Source organism: Streptomyces sp. WI03-4A, from assembly GCF_033792105.1.
Lineage (GTDB): Bacteria > Actinomycetota > Actinomycetes > Streptomycetales > Streptomycetaceae > Streptomyces > Streptomyces collinus_A.
In genome coordinates this window covers 51,674-67,513 of sequence record NZ_JARAUO010000015.1, presented here as the reverse complement: position 1 = coordinate 67,513, position 15,840 = coordinate 51,674, and the positions used below count along the sequence as shown (strand labels likewise).

Here is a 15,840-nt window from a genome sequence, read left to right as displayed (position 1 = left end):
TCAGTCCACCGTCACGTAGTCGGGGCCGGAGTAGCGGCCGGTGGCCAGCTTCTGACGCTGCATGAGCAGGTCGTTCAGCAGCGAGGAGGCGCCGAAGCGGAACCAGTGGTTGTCCAGCCAGTCCTCGCCCGCGGTCTCGTTGACCAGGACCAGGAACTTGACCGCGTCCTTGGTGGTGCGGATGCCGCCGGCGGGCTTGACGCCGACCTGGACGCCGGTCTGCGCGCGGTAGTCGCGCACCGCCTCCAGCATCAGCAGGGTGTTGGCGGGGGTGGCGTTGACCGCGACCTTGCCGGTGGAGGTCTTGATGAAGTCCGCGCCCGCCAGCATGCCCAGCCAGCTCGCCCGGCGGATGTTGTCGTACGTCGACAGCTCGCCGGTCTCGAAGATGACCTTCAGCCGGGCGTCCGTCCCGCAGGCCTCCTTCACGGCGACGATCTCGTCGTACACCTTCAGGTACTTGCCCGCGAGGAACGCGCCGCGGTCGATGACCATGTCGATCTCGTCGGCGCCCGCGGCGACGGCGTCGCGCACGTCGGCCAGCTTCACGTCGAGGGCGGCACGGCCGGCCGGGAAGGCGGTGGCGACCGAGGCGACCTTCACGCCCGAGCCGGCGACGGCCTCCTTGGCGGTGGCCACCATGTCGGGGTACACACAGACGGCCGCCGTGGCCGGGGTCGTCCGGTCCGTCGGGTCGGGGTGGACCGCCTTGGCGCCGAGCGCCCGGACCTTGCCCGGGGTGTCCGCGCCTTCCAGCGTCGTCAGGTCGACCATCGAGATGGCGAGGTCGATGGCGTACGCCTTCGCGGTGGTCTTGATGGAACGGGTGCCGAGAGACGCGGCGCGCGCCTCCAGGCCGACCGCGTCGACGCCGGGCAGCCCGTGGAGGAAGCGGCGCAGCGTGCTGTCGGACGCGGTGACGTCAGCGAGAGCATGAGCTGTGGGTGCAGAGGTGGGCATGGTCACCAGACGAGCATATCTACGCGCGTAGCGGATGTATACCCCGGGGAACCGGAAAGAAGGTTCCGGGCGGCGCGCGGGGCGCTCCGGCCCACACGCCCGGGCGGGTCGGCCGTGGTCCGGGGGGTGGGGCAGAATCGGGAGCATGACGACCCCGGACCACCAGTCACCCGCGCCGCAGCCCCCGGCGTCCACCGCGAGGGACCTGATCTACCGCTCACCCCTGGCGCTGGTGGCCGGTGTGCTGCTGCTCGTGCTCATCGGCTGGCTGGGCATCGACGCGCTGATCGGCGGGCACGGGCGCACCCCCTGGTTCGCGCTCGCCGGGCTGATCCTCCTCGTGCCGCTCGTGACCGCCTTCACGCTGCGCCCCGCCGTCTTCGCCGGCGAGGACCGCCTGCGGGTGCGCAACCCGTTCCGGTCGGTCAGCCTGCCCTGGGGCGAGGTCGCCTCCGTGCGCTCCGGCTACACCAACGAGGTCATCGCCAACTCCGGCACCAAGTACCAGCTCTGGGCCATCCCCGTCTCGCTGCGCGACCGCAAGAAGGCGGCACGCCGGCAGAGCAAGGCGGACCGGCCGGGCCGGTCCGGCGGTTTCGGGCTGTTCGGCGGCCTCGGCGCCGACGACCACGACGGCCCGACCCGCGCCGAGTCCGACCGGATCGTCGAGGACCTCCGCGCCACCCTGGAACGACGCGGCAAGGCCCGCACGGCCCAGGGCGAGGTCAGCGTCCGCTGGGCGTACGAGGTGATCGCCCCCACGATCGCCGGAGCGGTCCTGCTGCTGGTCCTCCTGGCGACGGGCTGAGCCTCCGTCCCGGTGGCGCGCAACTGGTCCGGCCCGGCGCCGGCCCCGTGAACCGTGCGCCTGTCGCAGGAACGCGCGAAGGGGGCGTCCCGGGAAGCCGGGGCGCCCCCTTCGCGCGGGTGGCTCAGATGCCGGCCGCTGACGACAGGTCGCGCTTGACCGCCGTGAGGAGGTCGGTCGCGCGGGTGTGCGCGGCCGGGAGGTCGGCGTGGGTGGCGACCGGGACGACGACCTCCAGGTAGCACTTCAGCTTGGGCTCGGTGCCGCTCGGGCGGACGATGACCCGGGCGCCGTCCAGGGTGTAGCGCAGGCCGTCGGTGGGCGGCAGGCTGTCCGTGCCCCGGGTGAGGTCCTCGGCCCGGGTGATCGCCATGCCCGCCAGCTCGGTCGGCGGCTGCTCGCGCAGACGGCGCATCGCGTCCGAGATGACGGAGAGGTCCTCGACGCGCACCGAGAGCTGGTCGGTGGCGTGCAGGCCGTGCTCCACCGCCAGGTCGTCGAGGAGGTCGAGCAGGGTGCGGCCCTGCTCCTTGAGCACCGAGGCCAGCTCGGTGATCAGCAGCGCCGCGGTGATGCCGTCCTTGTCCCGGACGCCCTCGGGGTCCACGCAGTAGCCGAGGGCCTCCTCGTAGCCGTAGCGCAGGCCGTCCACGCGGGCGATCCACTTGAAGCCGGTCAGGGTCTCCTCGTACGGCAGCCCCGCCTTGTCGGCGATCCGGCCGAGCAGCGAGGAGGAGACGATCGACTCGGCGAAGGTGCCGGTGGCGCCGCGCCGGACCAGGTGGGCGGCGAGGAGCGCGCCGACCTCGTCGCCGCGCAGCATGCGCCAGTCGCCGCCGTCCCTGACGGCCACCGCGCAGCGGTCGGCGTCGGGGTCGTTGGCGATGACGAGGTCCGGGTCGGCGGCGCGGGCCCGCGCGAACGCCAGGTCCATCGCGCCCGGCTCCTCCGGGTTCGGGAAGGCGACCGTGGGGAAGTCCGGGTCCGGCTCGGCCTGCTCGGCGACCAGCACCGGCTCGGGGAAACCGGCCCGGGCGAAGGCCGCCACCAGGACGTCCCGGCCGACGCCGTGCATGGCCGTGTAGACCGTGCGGGCGGTGCGCGGGGAACCGGCGGCCAGGACGGCGTCGGTACGGGCCAGATAGGCGTCGAGGACCGCGTCGTCCAGGGTCTCCCAGCCGGACTCGGGCCGGGGCACGTCGTGCAGCGAGGCGATCGCGTCGATCTCGGCCGCGATCCCCGCGTCCGCCGGCGGGACGATCTGGGAGCCGTCGCCGAGGTACACCTTGTAGCCGTTGTCCCGGGGCGGGTTGTGGCTGGCGGTGACCTCGACGCCGGCCACCGCGCCCAGGTGCCGGACGGCGAAGGCCAGGACGGGGGTCGGGAGCGGGCGGGGGAGCACGGCGGCACGCAGGCCGGCGCCGGTCATGACGGCGGCGGTGTCCCGGGCGAAGTCGGCGGACTTGTGACGGGCGTCGTAGCCGATGACGACGAGCCCGGCGTCCGCGCCCCCGTGCGGGGTGCCGTTCTTCTTCAGGTACGCGGCCAGACCGGCGGCGGCGCGGATGACGACGCCCCGGTTCATGCGCATCGGGCCCGCGCCGAGCTCGCCCCGCAGGCCGGCGGTGCCGAACTGGAGCGTGCCGCCGAACCGGGCGGACAGCTCCGCCGTGTCACCGGCGGAGATCAGCTTGGCCAGTTCCTCGCGGGTCTCCGGGTCAGGGTCCTCGGCGAGCCAGGTCTCGGCCCTGCTGATGAGATCGTCGTGCACCTTGGGATCAACCTCTCCTAGTCTCCGCTGAGGGCCACGCCCCCAGACCCCCGTTCGGCCCGCCGGTCCACGAGACGGGCGGGCGCACCGGGCCGCCTACAGCTTGCCCAGCACCTGGCCCAGCAGCTCGCCCATGCGCGCCGCCGAGTCGCGGCCCGCCTGGAGGACCTCCTCGTGGTTGAGGGGCTCGCCGGTCATGCCCGCCGCGAGGTTGGTCACCAGGGAGATGCCCAGCACCTCGGCGCCGGCCTCGCGGGCGGCGATCGCCTCCAGCACCGTGGACATGCCGACCAGGTCGGCGCCGATGACACGGGCCATGCGGATCTCGGCCGGGGTCTCGTAGTGCGGGCCGGGGAACTGCGCGTAGACGCCCTCCTCCAGGGAGGGGTCGATCTCCTTGCACAGGGCGCGCAGGCGCGGCGAGTACAGGTCCGTCAGGTCGACGAAGTTGGCGCCGACGATCGGGGAGGTCGCCGTCAGGTTGATGTGGTCGCTGATCAGCACCGGCTGGCCGGGGCGCATGCCCTGGCGCAGGCCGCCGCAGCCGTTGGTCAGCACGACCGTCTTGCAGCCGGCCGCCACGGCGGTCCGGACGCCGTGCGCGACGGCGGCGACGCCGCGGCCCTCGTAGTAGTGCGTGCGGCCCAGGAAGACCAGGGCGCGCTTGTCACCGAAGGAGTACGAGCGGACCTTGCCGCCGTGTCCCTCGACCACCGGCGGCGGGAAGCCGGGCAGCTCGGTGACCTGGAACTCGGCGTCGGGTGCGCCCAGGGCGTCGACGGCCGGAGCCCAGCCGGAGCCCATCACGAGGGCGACGTCGTGGGTCTCGGCGCCGGTCAGTTCGCGCAGGCGCGCGGCGGCGGCGTCGGCGGCGGCGTAGGGGTCGCCCTGGATGTCGTCCGGAAGAAGAGATGCGTTCACGCCGACGAGGGTAGCCGGTCTTCGCCTACGCGCGTAGACCCCAGAGTGCACGGGTTGGCGATCGTTGTCTTGTCGTTTCCGACGACCGCCCCGCCCGGCGCCCCTCAGCAGGGCCGCTTGCGCAGCTCCATCACGTAGTCGTGGGGTGCCCCGGCGGACTCGGCGGCGTCCGCGACCTCGCCCAGGTAGCGGGCCGAGGGCAGGCCGCCCTCGTAGGCGTTGAGGACGTACGTCCAGGCCGGCTCCTCGCCCTCCAGGGTGTGCACCCGCACCCGCGCGCGCCGGTAGATGCCGAGGCCGACGCCCTCCCACCGGTCCAGGGACTCCTCGTCCATGGGCGCGATGTCGTACAGGCCGACGAAGACCTGCTCCCCGGGCGCCTCGACGATCGTCGCCAGCGCGCCCTCCCAGCCGAGCTGCTCGCCGCCGAAGGTCAGCCGCCAGCCGTTCAGCCAGCCGATGGCGCGCAGCGGCGAGTGCGGGGCGCGGCGGGACATCAGGCGCGCGTCGAGGTTGCCGGCGTAGGCGGCATAGAGCGACATGGGGAGAGGGTACGGCAGCGGCGGCGGGCGCCCTCCGGGTCCCGGCGCCCGCCCGCCCGCCGCCCCCCGGGCAGTAGCACCTTGAAGCGTGCGGGACAATGGGGTACGTGACTCGGATCGTGATCATCGGTGGCGGACCCGGCGGATACGAGGCGGCCCTGGTGGCCGCCCAGCTCGGCGCGGAGGTGACCGTCGTCGACTGCGACGGTCTGGGCGGAGCGTCGGTGCTGACCGACTGCGTGCCGTCGAAGACCCTTATCGCTACGGCCGAGGTGATGACCACCTTCGACTCCTCCTACGAGGAGCTGGGGATCATCGTCGCGGACGACACCCCGCCGCTGGAGCAGGCGGCCCGGGTGGTCGGCGTGGACCTGGGCAAGGTCAACCGACGGGTGAAGCGGCTCGCGCTCGCGCAGTCGCACGACATCACCGCCTCGGTCACCCGCGCGGGCGCCCGGGTCATGCGCGGCCGCGGCCGGCTGGACGGCATGCAGGCCCTCGACGGCTCCCGCAAGGTCGTCGTCACCTCGGCCGACGGCAGCGAGGAGACCCTCACCGCCGACGCCGTCCTCCTCGCCACCGGCGGCCACCCGCGCGAGCTGCCCGACGCCCAGCCCGACGGCGAGCGCATCCTCAACTGGACCCAGGTCTACGACCTCACCGAGCTGCCGGAAGAGCTGATCGTGGTCGGCTCCGGCGTCACCGGCGCCGAGTTCGCCGGCGCCTACCAGGCGCTGGGCTCCAAGGTCACCCTCGTCTCCTCCCGCGACCGGGTGCTGCCGGGCGAGGACCCGGACGCCGCCGCCGTGCTGGAGGACGTCTTCCGGCGCCGCGGCATGAACGTCATGGCCCGCTCCCGGGCGCAGTCCGCCAAGCGCGTCGGCGACCGGGTCGAGGTGACGCTGGCCGACGGGCGCGTCATCACCGGCTCGCACTGCCTCATGGCCGTCGGCGCCATCCCGAACAGCGCCGGGCTCGGCCTGGAGGAGGCCGGCGTCAAGGTGCGCGAGTCCGGGCACATCTGGACCGACAAGGTGTCCCGGACGACCGCCCCGGGCGTGTACGCGGCCGGCGACGTCACCGGCGTCTTCGCCCTCGCCTCGGTGGCGGCGATGCAGGGACGTATCGCCATGTACCACTTCCTCGGCGACGCGGTGGCCCCGCTGAACCTGAAGACCGTCTCCTCCAACGTCTTCACCGACCCCGAGATCGCCACCGTCGGCTACAGCCAGGCGGACGTCGACGCGGGCAAGATCGACGCCCGGGTGGTGAAGCTGCCCCTGCTCCGCAACCCGCGCGCCAAGATGCAGGGCATCCGGGACGGCTTCGTGAAGATCTTCTGCCGGCCGGGCACGGGCATCGTCGTGGGCGGTGTGGTGGTCGCGCCGCGCGCCTCGGAACTCATCCACCCGATCTCGATCGCCGTCGACAACAATCTGACGGTCGAGCAGATCGCGAACGCCTTCACGGTGTACCCGTCCCTGTCGGGGTCGATCGCCGAGGTGGCACGGCAGTTGCACACGCGTAAGGCCGGCGTCGAGGCCTGACCCCGGGAGCCCGACTTCCCGCTGGTCACAGGGAGTTGTCGAGCATGCGTGCGGCATAGGCGGGGAGACTAGGCCTTATACCACTCCCCGCCCTGCCCTGCGAACAACTTCTGTTATTCGGCGCAAACTGCTGAAACCAGACGGTCGTTGGGGTTACTGTCAGTTTCGTGTTCGCTGCAGAACGTCGCCAATTGATCCTCGAAATGGTGCGAGCGAACGGGGCCGTGTCGCTCCGTGAACTCGCCCGCGTCGTCCAGACCTCCGAAGTGACCGTACGGCGGGACGTGCGCGCACTGGAGGCAGAAGGACTCCTCGACCGCCGGCACGGCGGTGCGGTACTGCCGGGCGGGTTCACGCGGGAGTCCGGCTTTCCGCAGAAATCCCATCTCGCGACCGCCGAGAAGACGGCCATCGCCGACCTCGCCGCGGGCCTCGTCGAAGAAGGCGAGGCCATCGTGGTCGGGGCGGGTACCACCACGCAGGAGCTGGCACGCCGGCTCGCGCGGGTGCCCGGGCTGACCGTCGTCACCAACTCCCTGCTGGTGGCCCAGGCGCTGGCCCATGCCAACCGGGTGGAGGTCGTGATGACCGGCGGCACCCTGCGCGGCTCCAACTACGCGCTGGTCGGCTCCGGCGCCGAGCAGTCCCTGCAGGGGCTGAGAGTGTCCAAGGCCTTCCTCTCGGGCAGCGGTCTGACCGCGGAGCGGGGCCTGTCCACGTCCAACATGCTCTCGGCGTCCGTCGACCGCGCCCTGGTGCAGGCCGCCGCCGAGGTGGTGGTCCTCGCCGACCACACCAAGCTGGGCACGGACACGATGTTCCAGACCGTGCCGACCGACGTCATCACCCGGCTGGTCACCGACGAGCCGCCCCCGCACGACGACCGCGCCGGCACCGAGCTCCAGGCGCTCGCGGACCAGGGGGTGCAGATCGCCGTGGCCGGGGCGAGCAGCCCTCCGGGGGGTGAGCAGGTCCCGGCACGGCGTCCGCTGCCGGGGCCGCGACGGGGTCAGGGCGGACTGCGCGGGATGCTGGGCGAGCAGCCGGCCGGGGTAGAGCGGGGGCGCGTCGCCGATCTGCGGCGGCGTTAGCCGGGACGGCTGCCGCGCCGGGCCGGACAAGGCGAACGCCCGGCAGACGATGCGTCCACCGGGCGTCGCGGGAGTGTCTCGCGGTCAGTCCTTGATCTCGCAGATCGCCGCGCCCGACGTGACCGACGCGCCGACCTCGAAGTTGAGGCCCTTGATGGTGCCCGCCTTGTGGGCGTTGAGGGGCTGCTCCATCTTCATGGCCTCCAGGACGACGACCAGGTCGCCCTCCTTGACCTCCTGGCCCTCCTCCACGGCGACCTTCACGATGGTGCCCTGCATCGGGGACGCCAGGGTGTCACCGGAGGCCACCGGACCGGACTTCTTGGCCGCGCGCCGCTTCGGCTTGGCGCCCGCGGCGAGGCCGGTACGGGCCAGGGACATGCCGAGCGAGGACGGGAGGGAGACCTCCAGGCGTTTGCCGCCGACCTCGACGACGACCGTCTCGCGGCCCGTCTCCTCCTCCGCCTCGGCGTCGGCCGGGGCGGCGAAGGGCTTGATCTCGTTGACGAACTCGGTCTCGATCCACCGGGTGTGGACCTTGAACGGCTCGGTGGAGCCGGTCAGCTCCGGGGCGAACGCCGGGTCCCTGACCACCACGCGGTGGAACGGGATCGCGGTGGCCATGCCCTCGACCTGGAACTCCTCCAGGGCGCGGGAGGCCCGCTCCAGGGCCTCCTTGCGGGTGCGGCCGGTGACGACGAGCTTGGCGAGCAGCGAGTCCCAGGCGGGGCCGATGACGCTGCCGGACTCCACACCCGCGTCCAGCCGGACCCCCGGACCCGACGGCGGGGCGAAGGTCGTGACCGTGCCGGGAGCCGGGAGGAAGTTACGACCCGGGTCCTCGCCGTTGATCCGGAACTCGAACGAGTGTCCGCGCAGCTCCGGGTCGTCGTAACCCAGTTCCTCGCCGTCGGCGATGCGGAACATCTCGCGGACCAGGTCGATGCCGGCGACCTCCTCGGTCACCGGGTGCTCCACCTGGAGGCGGGTGTTCACCTCCAGGAAGGAGATCGTGCCGTCCTGGCCGACCAGGAACTCACAGGTCCCGGCGCCCTCGTAGCGGGCCTCCTTGAGGATGGCCTTGGAGGCGCGGTACAGCTCGGCCACCTGCTCGTCCGAGAGGAACGGCGCGGGGGCCTCCTCGACCAGCTTCTGATGGCGGCGCTGCAGCGAGCAGTCACGGGTGGAGACCACGACCACGTTGCCGTGCTTGTCGGCGAGGCACTGGGTCTCCACGTGACGCGGACGGTCCAGGTAGCGCTCGACGAAGCACTCGCCGCGGCCGAAGGCGGCGACCGCCTCGCGCACCGCGGAGTCGTACAGCTCCGGGACCTCTTCGAGGGTCCGGGCGACCTTCAGGCCGCGGCCACCGCCACCGAAGGCGGCCTTGATGGCGATCGGCAGGCCGTGCTCCTCGGCGAAGGCGACGACCTCCTCGGCACCGCTCACCGGGTCGGGCGTACCCGCCACCAGCGGGGCGCCGGCCCGCTGCGCGATGTGCCGGGCGGCGACCTTGTCACCCAGGTCGCGGATGGCCTGCGGCGGCGGGCCGATCCAGTTCAGGCCCGCGTCCAGGACCGCCTGGGCGAAGTCGGCGTTCTCCGAGAGGAAGCCGTAGCCCGGGTGGATGGCGTCCGCGCCCGACTCGCGGGCGGCGTTGAGCACCTTCTCGATGTCCAGATAGCTGGTCGCCGGGGTGTCACCGCCCAGGGCGAACGCCTCATCCGCGGCGCGGACATGCAGAGCGTCCCGGTCCGGGTCGGCGTAGACGGCCACGCTCGCGATCCCGGCGTCCCGGCAGGCCCGGGCCACGCGGACAGCGATTTCGCCACGGTTGGCGATGAGCACCTTGCGCACGATTGAGGCTCCCTCCTTGAAACAAGCCGAGTTTAGGGACTGCCGACACGGCACTACGACCCGTCCCCAATGGTGAGCTTCCCCACACGGAGCGTGATGCGGGGCTCGCCCGACCCGCGAAATCCCTTGTGCCGGCTCGGTACGCAGGACTCCTGCGGAAAACCCTAGCCCCGTCGTGTGGTCAAGGTCTCTGTGAGAGCGTGCCGCGGGCCACTCCGTTTCTTTGTCGAGTCCCTACGAATGGCCCAATGATTCTTTGCCGCCGACCGAACCCTTGTCCCCAGGTTTACCCGTTAGTAGCGTTCGCGATGACTCGAACGTACTTCAGGTAACAGCAGCTCGCTCGAGCTGCGGTCGAAGGTGGGTGGGGACCGGTGGTGCGCAGACCGGTGGCGTGGGTCGTGGCGGTCGTGCTCCTGACGGAGGCGTTCGTGATCGCCGCACTGAACTGGTTCCTCGGAGTGGTCGTGGACCGCCAGAAGATGTCCCTGGCCGGACTCGACCCGGACGTCATGTCGACGTCGTCGAAGATCGGCGGTCTCGTCTTCGGCCTGTACTTCGCGCTGTGTGCCCTCGTGGCCGTGCTCGTCGCGATACGCAACCGGCCGCCCGCCGGCTTCGGCCGCATCCTGCTGATCAGCGTCGCGGTCGTGCACGGCCTGCTGGGCGCCTTCGCCTGGGGCCTGGTGGGCTGGACCGCCTTCGTGTTCATGGTGGTCGTGCTCGGCCTCGTCGTGCTGCTCCTGATGACGTACGACCGCGACGGCGGCCGCGAGCCGCAGGCCCCCGGCGGCGGCGCCGGGGACCAGGGCGGAGAGCCGCGGGCGGACGCCGAGCCGGCCGCGGACCCGGCCGGCGCGGCGCGGTCGCACGGCGGTGCCGACGGACCGCAGGACGGGGACGAGGAGCCGCAGGACTCCGTCCCCGCCCAGGTCACTCAGCCGGCGCCCACAACTCCGTGATGCCCACGCCCAGTTCGGCCAGCAGTCGGCGCACCAGGGGCAGGCTGATGCCGATCACGTTGCCGTGGTCGCCGTCGATGCCCTCGATGAACGGCGCCGAGCGGCCGTCCAGGGTGAACGCTCCCGCCACGTAGAGGGGTTCGCCGGAGGCCACGTACGCGGCGACCTCCTCGTCGCTGGGGTCGCCGAACCGGACGACGGTGGAGGCGGTCGCGGAGACGTGCCGCTCGGCGACCGTGTCCCAGACGCAGTGCCCCGTCTGGAGCACTCCGGCGCGCCCGCGCATCGCCTTCCAGCGGGCGGTGGCCTCCTCGGCGTCGGCGGGCTTGCCGAGCGCCCGCCCGTCCAGCTCCAGCACCGAGTCGCAGCCGATCACCAGGGCGCCCCGCACCTCCGGCTTCGCCGCCACCACGGAGGCCTTGGCCTCGGCGAGGGCGAGCGCCAGTTCGGCCGGGGTGGGCGCGCTGACGGCGTCCTCGTCGACCCCGCTGACGATCACCTCGGGGGCGAGGCCCGCCTGACGGAGCAGGCCGAGACGGGCGGGGGACTGGGAGGCGAGCACGAGTCGCCTGCGGGGCTTGGCAGTCATACGGCCAGGTTAGTCACGCGGCGTCGCCGGACTCACCTCAGACCGATCACGATCATCCCCAGCACCATCGCGAGGGCCAGGACGAGACCGAGCCGCCGCAGCATCTCCTGCATGTCGCGCAGTTCGTCGGGCGGCTCGTTCTCGGGGTCTGACCACAGCATGTCACCAGCGTGCGGCCTCGGCCGGGCGGGGCGCCTGAGTACCGGTACTCAAAAATCCGCGCCCCGCGCGGCGCGCCGCCGTGCCTCAGCTCGGCCAGTAGGTGCGGGTCCAGGACGCCGGGCCGGGGCGCGGGACACGGTGCCCCGCGATCCGGGACGGGTCCGACCAGGAGTCCCGGGGGCCGGGCGCGCCGGGCGGCGTCATGGCCGCCGCCGCGGCGCGGGCGCGGACCACCGCCAGGGCGGCGGCCAGCTCCTCCGGGGTCGGGTTGCCACGTACGACCTTGATGTTCATGAGCGCTCCAGGGTCCGCGGGCCTACAGGGGGATGTTGCCGTGCTTCTTCGGAGGCAGGGATTCCCGCTTGGTGCGCAGCTGACGCAGGCCGCGGACGATGTGGGCCCGGGTGTCGGACGGCATGATCACCGCGTCGATGTACCCGCGCTCGGCCGCCACGTAGGGGTTGAGCAGGGCGTCCTCGTACTCCTGGATCAGCCGGGCGCGGACGGCCTCCAGGTCCTCGCCGTTCGCCCCGGCCTCCGCGAGGGTGCGGCGGTGCAGGATGTTGACCGCGCCCTGGGCGCCCATCACGGCGATCTGGGCGGTCGGCCACGCCAGGTTCAGGTCGGCGCCCAGGTGCTTGGAGCCCATGACGTCGTAGGCACCGCCGAAGGCCTTGCGGGTGATCACCGTGATCAGCGGGACCGTGGCCTCCGCGTACGCGAAGATCAGCTTGGCGCCGCGGCGGATGATGCCGGTGTGCTCCTGGTCGACGCCCGGCAGGAAGCCCGGCACGTCCACGAAGGTGAGCACCGGGACGTTGAAGGCGTCGCAGGTGCGCACGAAGCGGGCGGCCTTCTCCGACGCGTCGATGTCGAGGCAGCCGGCGAACTGCATCGGCTGGTTGGCGACAATGCCCACCGGGTGGCCCTCGACCCGGCCGAAACCGGTCACGATGTTCGGCGCGAAAAGAGCCTGCGTCTCGAAGAACTCGGCGTCGTCCAGGACGTGTTCGACCACCGTGCGGATGTCGTACGGCTGGTTCGCGCTGTCCGGCACGAGCGTGTCCAGCTCGCGGTCCTCGTCGGTGAGGGCGAGGTCCGCCTCCTCCGCGAAGACCGGGGCCTCGGAGAGGTTGTTCGACGGCAGGTACGACAGCAGCTGCTTGACGTACTCGATGGCGTCCTTCTCGTCGCCCGCCATGTGGTGGGCCACGCCGGAGGTCGCGTTGTGCGTGCGGGCGCCGCCCAGCTCCTCGAAGCCGACGTCCTCGCCGGTGACGGTCTTGATGACGTCCGGGCCGGTGATGAACATGTGCGAGGTCTGGTCGACCATCACCGTGAAGTCGGTGATGGCCGGCGAGTAGACCGCGCCGCCCGCGCAGGGGCCGACGACCAGGCTGATCTGCGGGATGACGCCCGAAGCGTGCGTGTTGCGGCGGAAGATCTCGCCGTAGGCGCCCAGGGAGGCCACGCCTTCCTGGATGCGGGCGCCGCCGGAGTCGTTGATGCCGATGACCGGGCAGCCGGTCTTCAGCGCGAAGTCCATGACCTTGACGATCTTCTGGCCGTAGACCTCGCCGAGGGCACCGCCGAAGACGGTGAAGTCCTGCGAGAACACCGCGACCGGGCGGCCGTCGACCGTGCCGTAGCCGGTCACCACGCCGTCGCCGTACGGGCGGTTCTTCTCCAGGCCGAAGTTGGTGGAGCGGTGCTGGGCGAACTCGTCCAGCTCGACGAAGGAGTCCTCGTCGAGGAGGAGCTCGATCCGCTCACGGGCCGTCAGTTTGCCCTTGGCGTGCTGCTTCTCGACGGCGCGCTCCGAGCCGGCATGCGTCGCCTCGTGGATGCGGCGCTGCAGATCCGCGAGTTTGCCCGCGGTCGTGTGAATGTCGATCTCTTGGCGCTCTTCCGGCTCGGACATCGGGATCGCGGCTCCCTGCCTGCTCAAAAGGGGGGACGGTTACTCATCCGTAGCGTAGTGGTGCGTCTCCGTGTCGGCAGTGCGGCGTTTCCCACACCTAGGGTGACTTGCATGACGCCGCACAATGCATCAGACGACAGCCGCTGGTCCGACCTCGACCGTCCGCCCCTGAACGCCTCGGCGCTGCGGCGCGGGCTGGTCCGGGAGGGCGGACTGTGGTCCGGGGTCGAGCTGGTCCAGCGCACCGGGTCCACCAATTCCGATCTGGTCGCCAAGGCCGTGGCCGGCACGGTGGGCGAGGGGGCGGTGCTGGTCGCCGAGGAGCAGACGGCCGGGCGGGGGCGGCTGGACCGGCAGTGGACCGCGCCGGCGCGCTCCGGTCTGTTCTTCTCCGTGCTGCTGCGGCCCGTGGAGGTGCCGGTGGCCCGCTGGGGGTGGCTGCCGCTGCTCACCGGTGTGGCGGTGGCGACCGGGCTGTCCCGGGCCGCGGGCGTGGACACGGCCCTCAAATGGCCCAACGACCTGCTGGTGAAGGTCGGGGGTGAGGAGCGCAAGGCCGGGGGGATCCTCGCGGAGCGGGCCGGGGACGGCGGGGTGGTCGTCGGGGTGGGGCTCAACGTGACGTTGCGGGCGTCAGAGCTGCCGGTACCGACGGCGGGGTCGCTGGTGCTGGCCGGGGCGGTGACCACGGACCGGGATCCGCTGCTGCGGGCCGTGCTGCGGTCGCTGGAGGAGTGGTACGGGCGGTGGCGGGACGCGGGGGGTGATCCTGCGCGCAGCGGGCTGCAGGAGACGTACGCGGCGGGGTGCGCGACGCTGGGGCGGGCTGTGCGGGCGGAGCTGCCGGGGGAGCGGTCGATCGTCGGCGAGGCGGTGGCGGTGGACGGGGACGGGCGGTTGGTCATCGCGACGGGGGAGGGGGTGCAGGAGCCTGTGGGGGCGGGGGACATCGTGCATCTGCGGCCTGCTTGAGCCGGCCTGCGGCGCGCTCGGGGCTGGGGCGCTGTGGTGCCTGTGCGGGTGGGTGGCGGGGTGGCTGTGGTGCCTGTGCGGGTGGGTGGCGGGGTGGCTGTGGTGCCTGTGCGGGTGGGTGGCGGGGTGCCTGCGGCGCCGCTGCGGCTTTGTGGGGGTGGCCGTAGCGCCCAGTGTGGTTCTGGGGTCGGGGGCGCGGCGGGGGGTGTCCGTCCTCGGAACGGCGCGGAATCGGCCGGCTGTGACGGCACCCGAGTTGACGCGCCAACCGCTGCGGGCGGACACCCCCCGCCACACCCCCTGCCCGCCGTACGCGCCCGCGGCACCGCTCCGGCCACCTTCGACCCACCGGCACGGCAGCCCACCCAGGGGCGCGAGCACCCATGGTCATGGCCCGGCTTCGATCCGACGGGTACGAGCAGTCCGCCCAGGGGCGCGGGGAACTGCGCGACCGGCCACGACGGTGGCACGGGCGGCGGGTGTGGGATCGGTGGGGCAAGGTGGGGCTGTGGGAAGTGGGACGGGTAAACCCACGGAGTGAGCTGGCGCACACCTGCCGTAGAGTTGAGGCCGGTCGATACCTGACCGTGACAGATCGGAAGGGCAGCACGCGTGACCGTCGACGACACGGGCTCCGGCGCGGACGCGGACGGCCGGGAGGACCCCTACGCCGCCGACTCCGGCGAGGATCCGCTTGCCCTGCGTCTCGAGCAGCTCATCCTGGGCGCCGAGCGGCGCTACACGCCTTTTCAGGCGGCCCGTAGCGCGGGTGTCTCCATGGAGCTGGCGTCACGGTTCTGGCGGGCCATGGGCTTCGCCGACATCGGGCAGGCCAGGGCACTCACCGAGGCCGACGTGCTGGCGCTGCGGCGGCTGGCCGGTCTGGTCGAGGCGGGGCTGCTGAGCGAGGCCATGGCGGTGCAGGTGGCCCGGTCCACCGGGCAGACCACCGCCCGGTTGGCCGAGTGGCAGATCGATTCCTTCCTCGAGGGGCTGACCGAGCCGCCGGAGCCGGGCATGACCCGCACCGAGGTGACCTATCCGATCGTCGAGCTGCTGCTGCCCGAGCTGGAGGAGTTCCTGGTCTACGTCTGGCGCCGGCAGCTCGCCGCCTCGGCGGGCCGGGTGGTGCAGACGGCCGACGACGAGGAGATGGTCGACCGGCGGCTCGCGGTCGGCTTCGCCGATCTGGTGGGGTTCACCCGGCTGACCCGCCGGATGGAGGAGGAGGAGCTCGGCGAGCTGGTCGAGGCCTTCGAGACCACCGCCGCCGACCTGGTCGCGGCGCGCGGCGGCCGGCTCATCAAGACTCTCGGCGACGAGGTGCTGTACGCCGCCGACGACGCGGGCACGGCCGCGGACATCGCGCTGCGGCTCGTCGAGACGATGTCCAACGACGAGACCATGCCGGAGCTGCGCGTGGGCATGGCCTTCGGCACGGTGACCACCCGGATGGGCGATGTCTTCGGCACCACGGTCAACCTCGCCTCCCGGCTGACCTCCATAGCGCCGCGCGACGCCGTGCTGGTGGACAGCGCCTTCGCCGAGGAGCTGATCCGCACGGGCGAGGCTCCCGCCTCGGAGGCGGAGGCCGCCGAGGCCGCCGCCGCGGCGGAGAAGGAGGGCGAGGAGCCGCCGGTGTACCGCTTCGCGCTCCAGCCGATGTGGCAGCGGCCGGTCCGTGGCCTCGGCGTCGTCGAGCCCTGGCTGCTCAGCCGCCGCGACAGCCGGCCCTGA

The 15,840-nt window shown here is 72.4% G+C and carries 15 protein-coding genes; 6 read left to right on the top strand and 9 right to left on the bottom strand.

The genetic code is table 11. From position 1 onward, the window contains the following. Complete coding sequence (deoC, locus tag PV343_RS17595) at positions 1–960, bottom strand: deoxyribose-phosphate aldolase (RefSeq protein WP_319147869.1); 960 nt, start codon at positions 958–960, stop codon at positions 1–3. Between the two features lie 145 nt (positions 961–1,105). Here deoC and PV343_RS17590 point away from each other — a divergent pair, with 145 nt between their 5' ends. Continuing rightward, entirely contained in the window at positions 1,106–1,768 is a 663-nt protein-coding gene (locus PV343_RS17590; protein ID WP_319147868.1) for a PH domain-containing protein, read from the top strand. A gap of 124 nt (positions 1,769–1,892) precedes the next feature. Here the strand turns inward: PV343_RS17590 and PV343_RS17585 are convergent, their stop codons facing one another. The 3 genes from PV343_RS17585 to PV343_RS17575 form a co-directional block, all read right to left on the bottom strand. Continuing rightward, entirely contained in the window at positions 1,893–3,539 is a 1,647-nt protein-coding gene (locus PV343_RS17585; RefSeq protein WP_319147867.1) for a phospho-sugar mutase, read from the bottom strand. A 96-nt stretch (positions 3,540–3,635) separates the two neighbouring features. Beyond that, entirely contained in the window at positions 3,636–4,460 is an 825-nt protein-coding gene (locus PV343_RS17580; RefSeq protein ID WP_319147866.1) for a purine-nucleoside phosphorylase, read from the bottom strand. Between the two features lie 104 nt (positions 4,461–4,564). Further along, positions 4,565–5,002, bottom strand: a complete 438-nt coding sequence (locus tag PV343_RS17575) for a gamma-glutamylcyclotransferase (protein WP_319147865.1) — start codon at positions 5,000–5,002, stop codon at positions 4,565–4,567. A 98-nt stretch (positions 5,003–5,100) separates the two neighbouring features. On the opposite strand from PV343_RS17575, the gene PV343_RS17570 reads away from it, so the two are divergent. Then, positions 5,101–6,549, top strand: coding sequence for an NAD(P)H-quinone dehydrogenase (locus tag PV343_RS17570; RefSeq protein ID WP_319147864.1), 1,449 nt, complete (start codon positions 5,101–5,103; stop codon positions 6,547–6,549). Between the two features lie 167 nt (positions 6,550–6,716). Beyond that, entirely contained in the window at positions 6,717–7,640 is a 924-nt protein-coding gene (locus tag PV343_RS17565; protein ID WP_319147863.1) for a DeoR/GlpR family DNA-binding transcription regulator, read from the top strand. Positions 7,641–7,724: 84 nt separating this feature from the next. Here PV343_RS17565 and PV343_RS17560 read toward each other — a convergent pair whose 3' ends face one another. Next, positions 7,725–9,497: an acetyl/propionyl/methylcrotonyl-CoA carboxylase subunit alpha gene (locus PV343_RS17560; RefSeq protein WP_319147862.1), complete on the bottom strand. Its 1,773-nt coding sequence runs from the start codon at positions 9,495–9,497 to the stop codon at positions 7,725–7,727. 374 nt (positions 9,498–9,871) lie between these two features. Between PV343_RS17560 and PV343_RS17555 the strand changes: the two genes are divergently transcribed. Beyond that, complete coding sequence (locus PV343_RS17555; protein WP_387952657.1) at positions 9,872–10,459, top strand: hypothetical protein; 588 nt, start codon at positions 9,872–9,874, stop codon at positions 10,457–10,459. Here PV343_RS17555 and PV343_RS17550 read toward each other — a convergent pair. From PV343_RS17550 to PV343_RS17535, 4 genes are all read right to left on the bottom strand, one after another. After that, positions 10,431–11,048 (bottom strand): Maf family protein, encoded by a 618-nt coding sequence (locus PV343_RS17550; RefSeq protein ID WP_319147861.1) that lies wholly within the window; start codon positions 11,046–11,048, stop codon positions 10,431–10,433. The genes PV343_RS17555 and PV343_RS17550 overlap by 29 nt on opposite strands. A 32-nt stretch (positions 11,049–11,080) precedes the next feature. Continuing rightward, positions 11,081–11,209, bottom strand: coding sequence for a morphogenic membrane protein MmpB (gene mmpB, locus PV343_RS17545; RefSeq protein ID WP_020941864.1), 129 nt, complete (start codon positions 11,207–11,209; stop codon positions 11,081–11,083). A gap of 85 nt (positions 11,210–11,294) precedes the next feature. After that, a complete protein-coding gene (locus PV343_RS17540; protein ID WP_020941865.1) occupies positions 11,295–11,504 on the bottom strand; it encodes an acyl-CoA carboxylase epsilon subunit in 210 nt (69 codons plus the stop codon). 22 nt (positions 11,505–11,526) lie between these two features. Then, positions 11,527–13,131 (bottom strand): acyl-CoA carboxylase subunit beta, encoded by a 1,605-nt coding sequence (locus PV343_RS17535; RefSeq protein WP_319147860.1) that lies wholly within the window; start codon positions 13,129–13,131, stop codon positions 11,527–11,529. A gap of 111 nt (positions 13,132–13,242) precedes the next feature. Between PV343_RS17535 and PV343_RS17530 the strand changes: the two genes are divergently transcribed. Both PV343_RS17530 and PV343_RS17525 read left to right on the top strand, forming a co-directional pair. Further along, positions 13,243–14,103, top strand: a complete 861-nt coding sequence (locus tag PV343_RS17530; protein WP_319147859.1) for a biotin--[acetyl-CoA-carboxylase] ligase — start codon at positions 13,243–13,245, stop codon at positions 14,101–14,103. Between the two features lie 612 nt (positions 14,104–14,715). After that, positions 14,716–15,840, top strand: a complete 1,125-nt coding sequence (locus PV343_RS17525) for an adenylate/guanylate cyclase domain-containing protein (protein WP_020941868.1) — start codon at positions 14,716–14,718, stop codon at positions 15,838–15,840.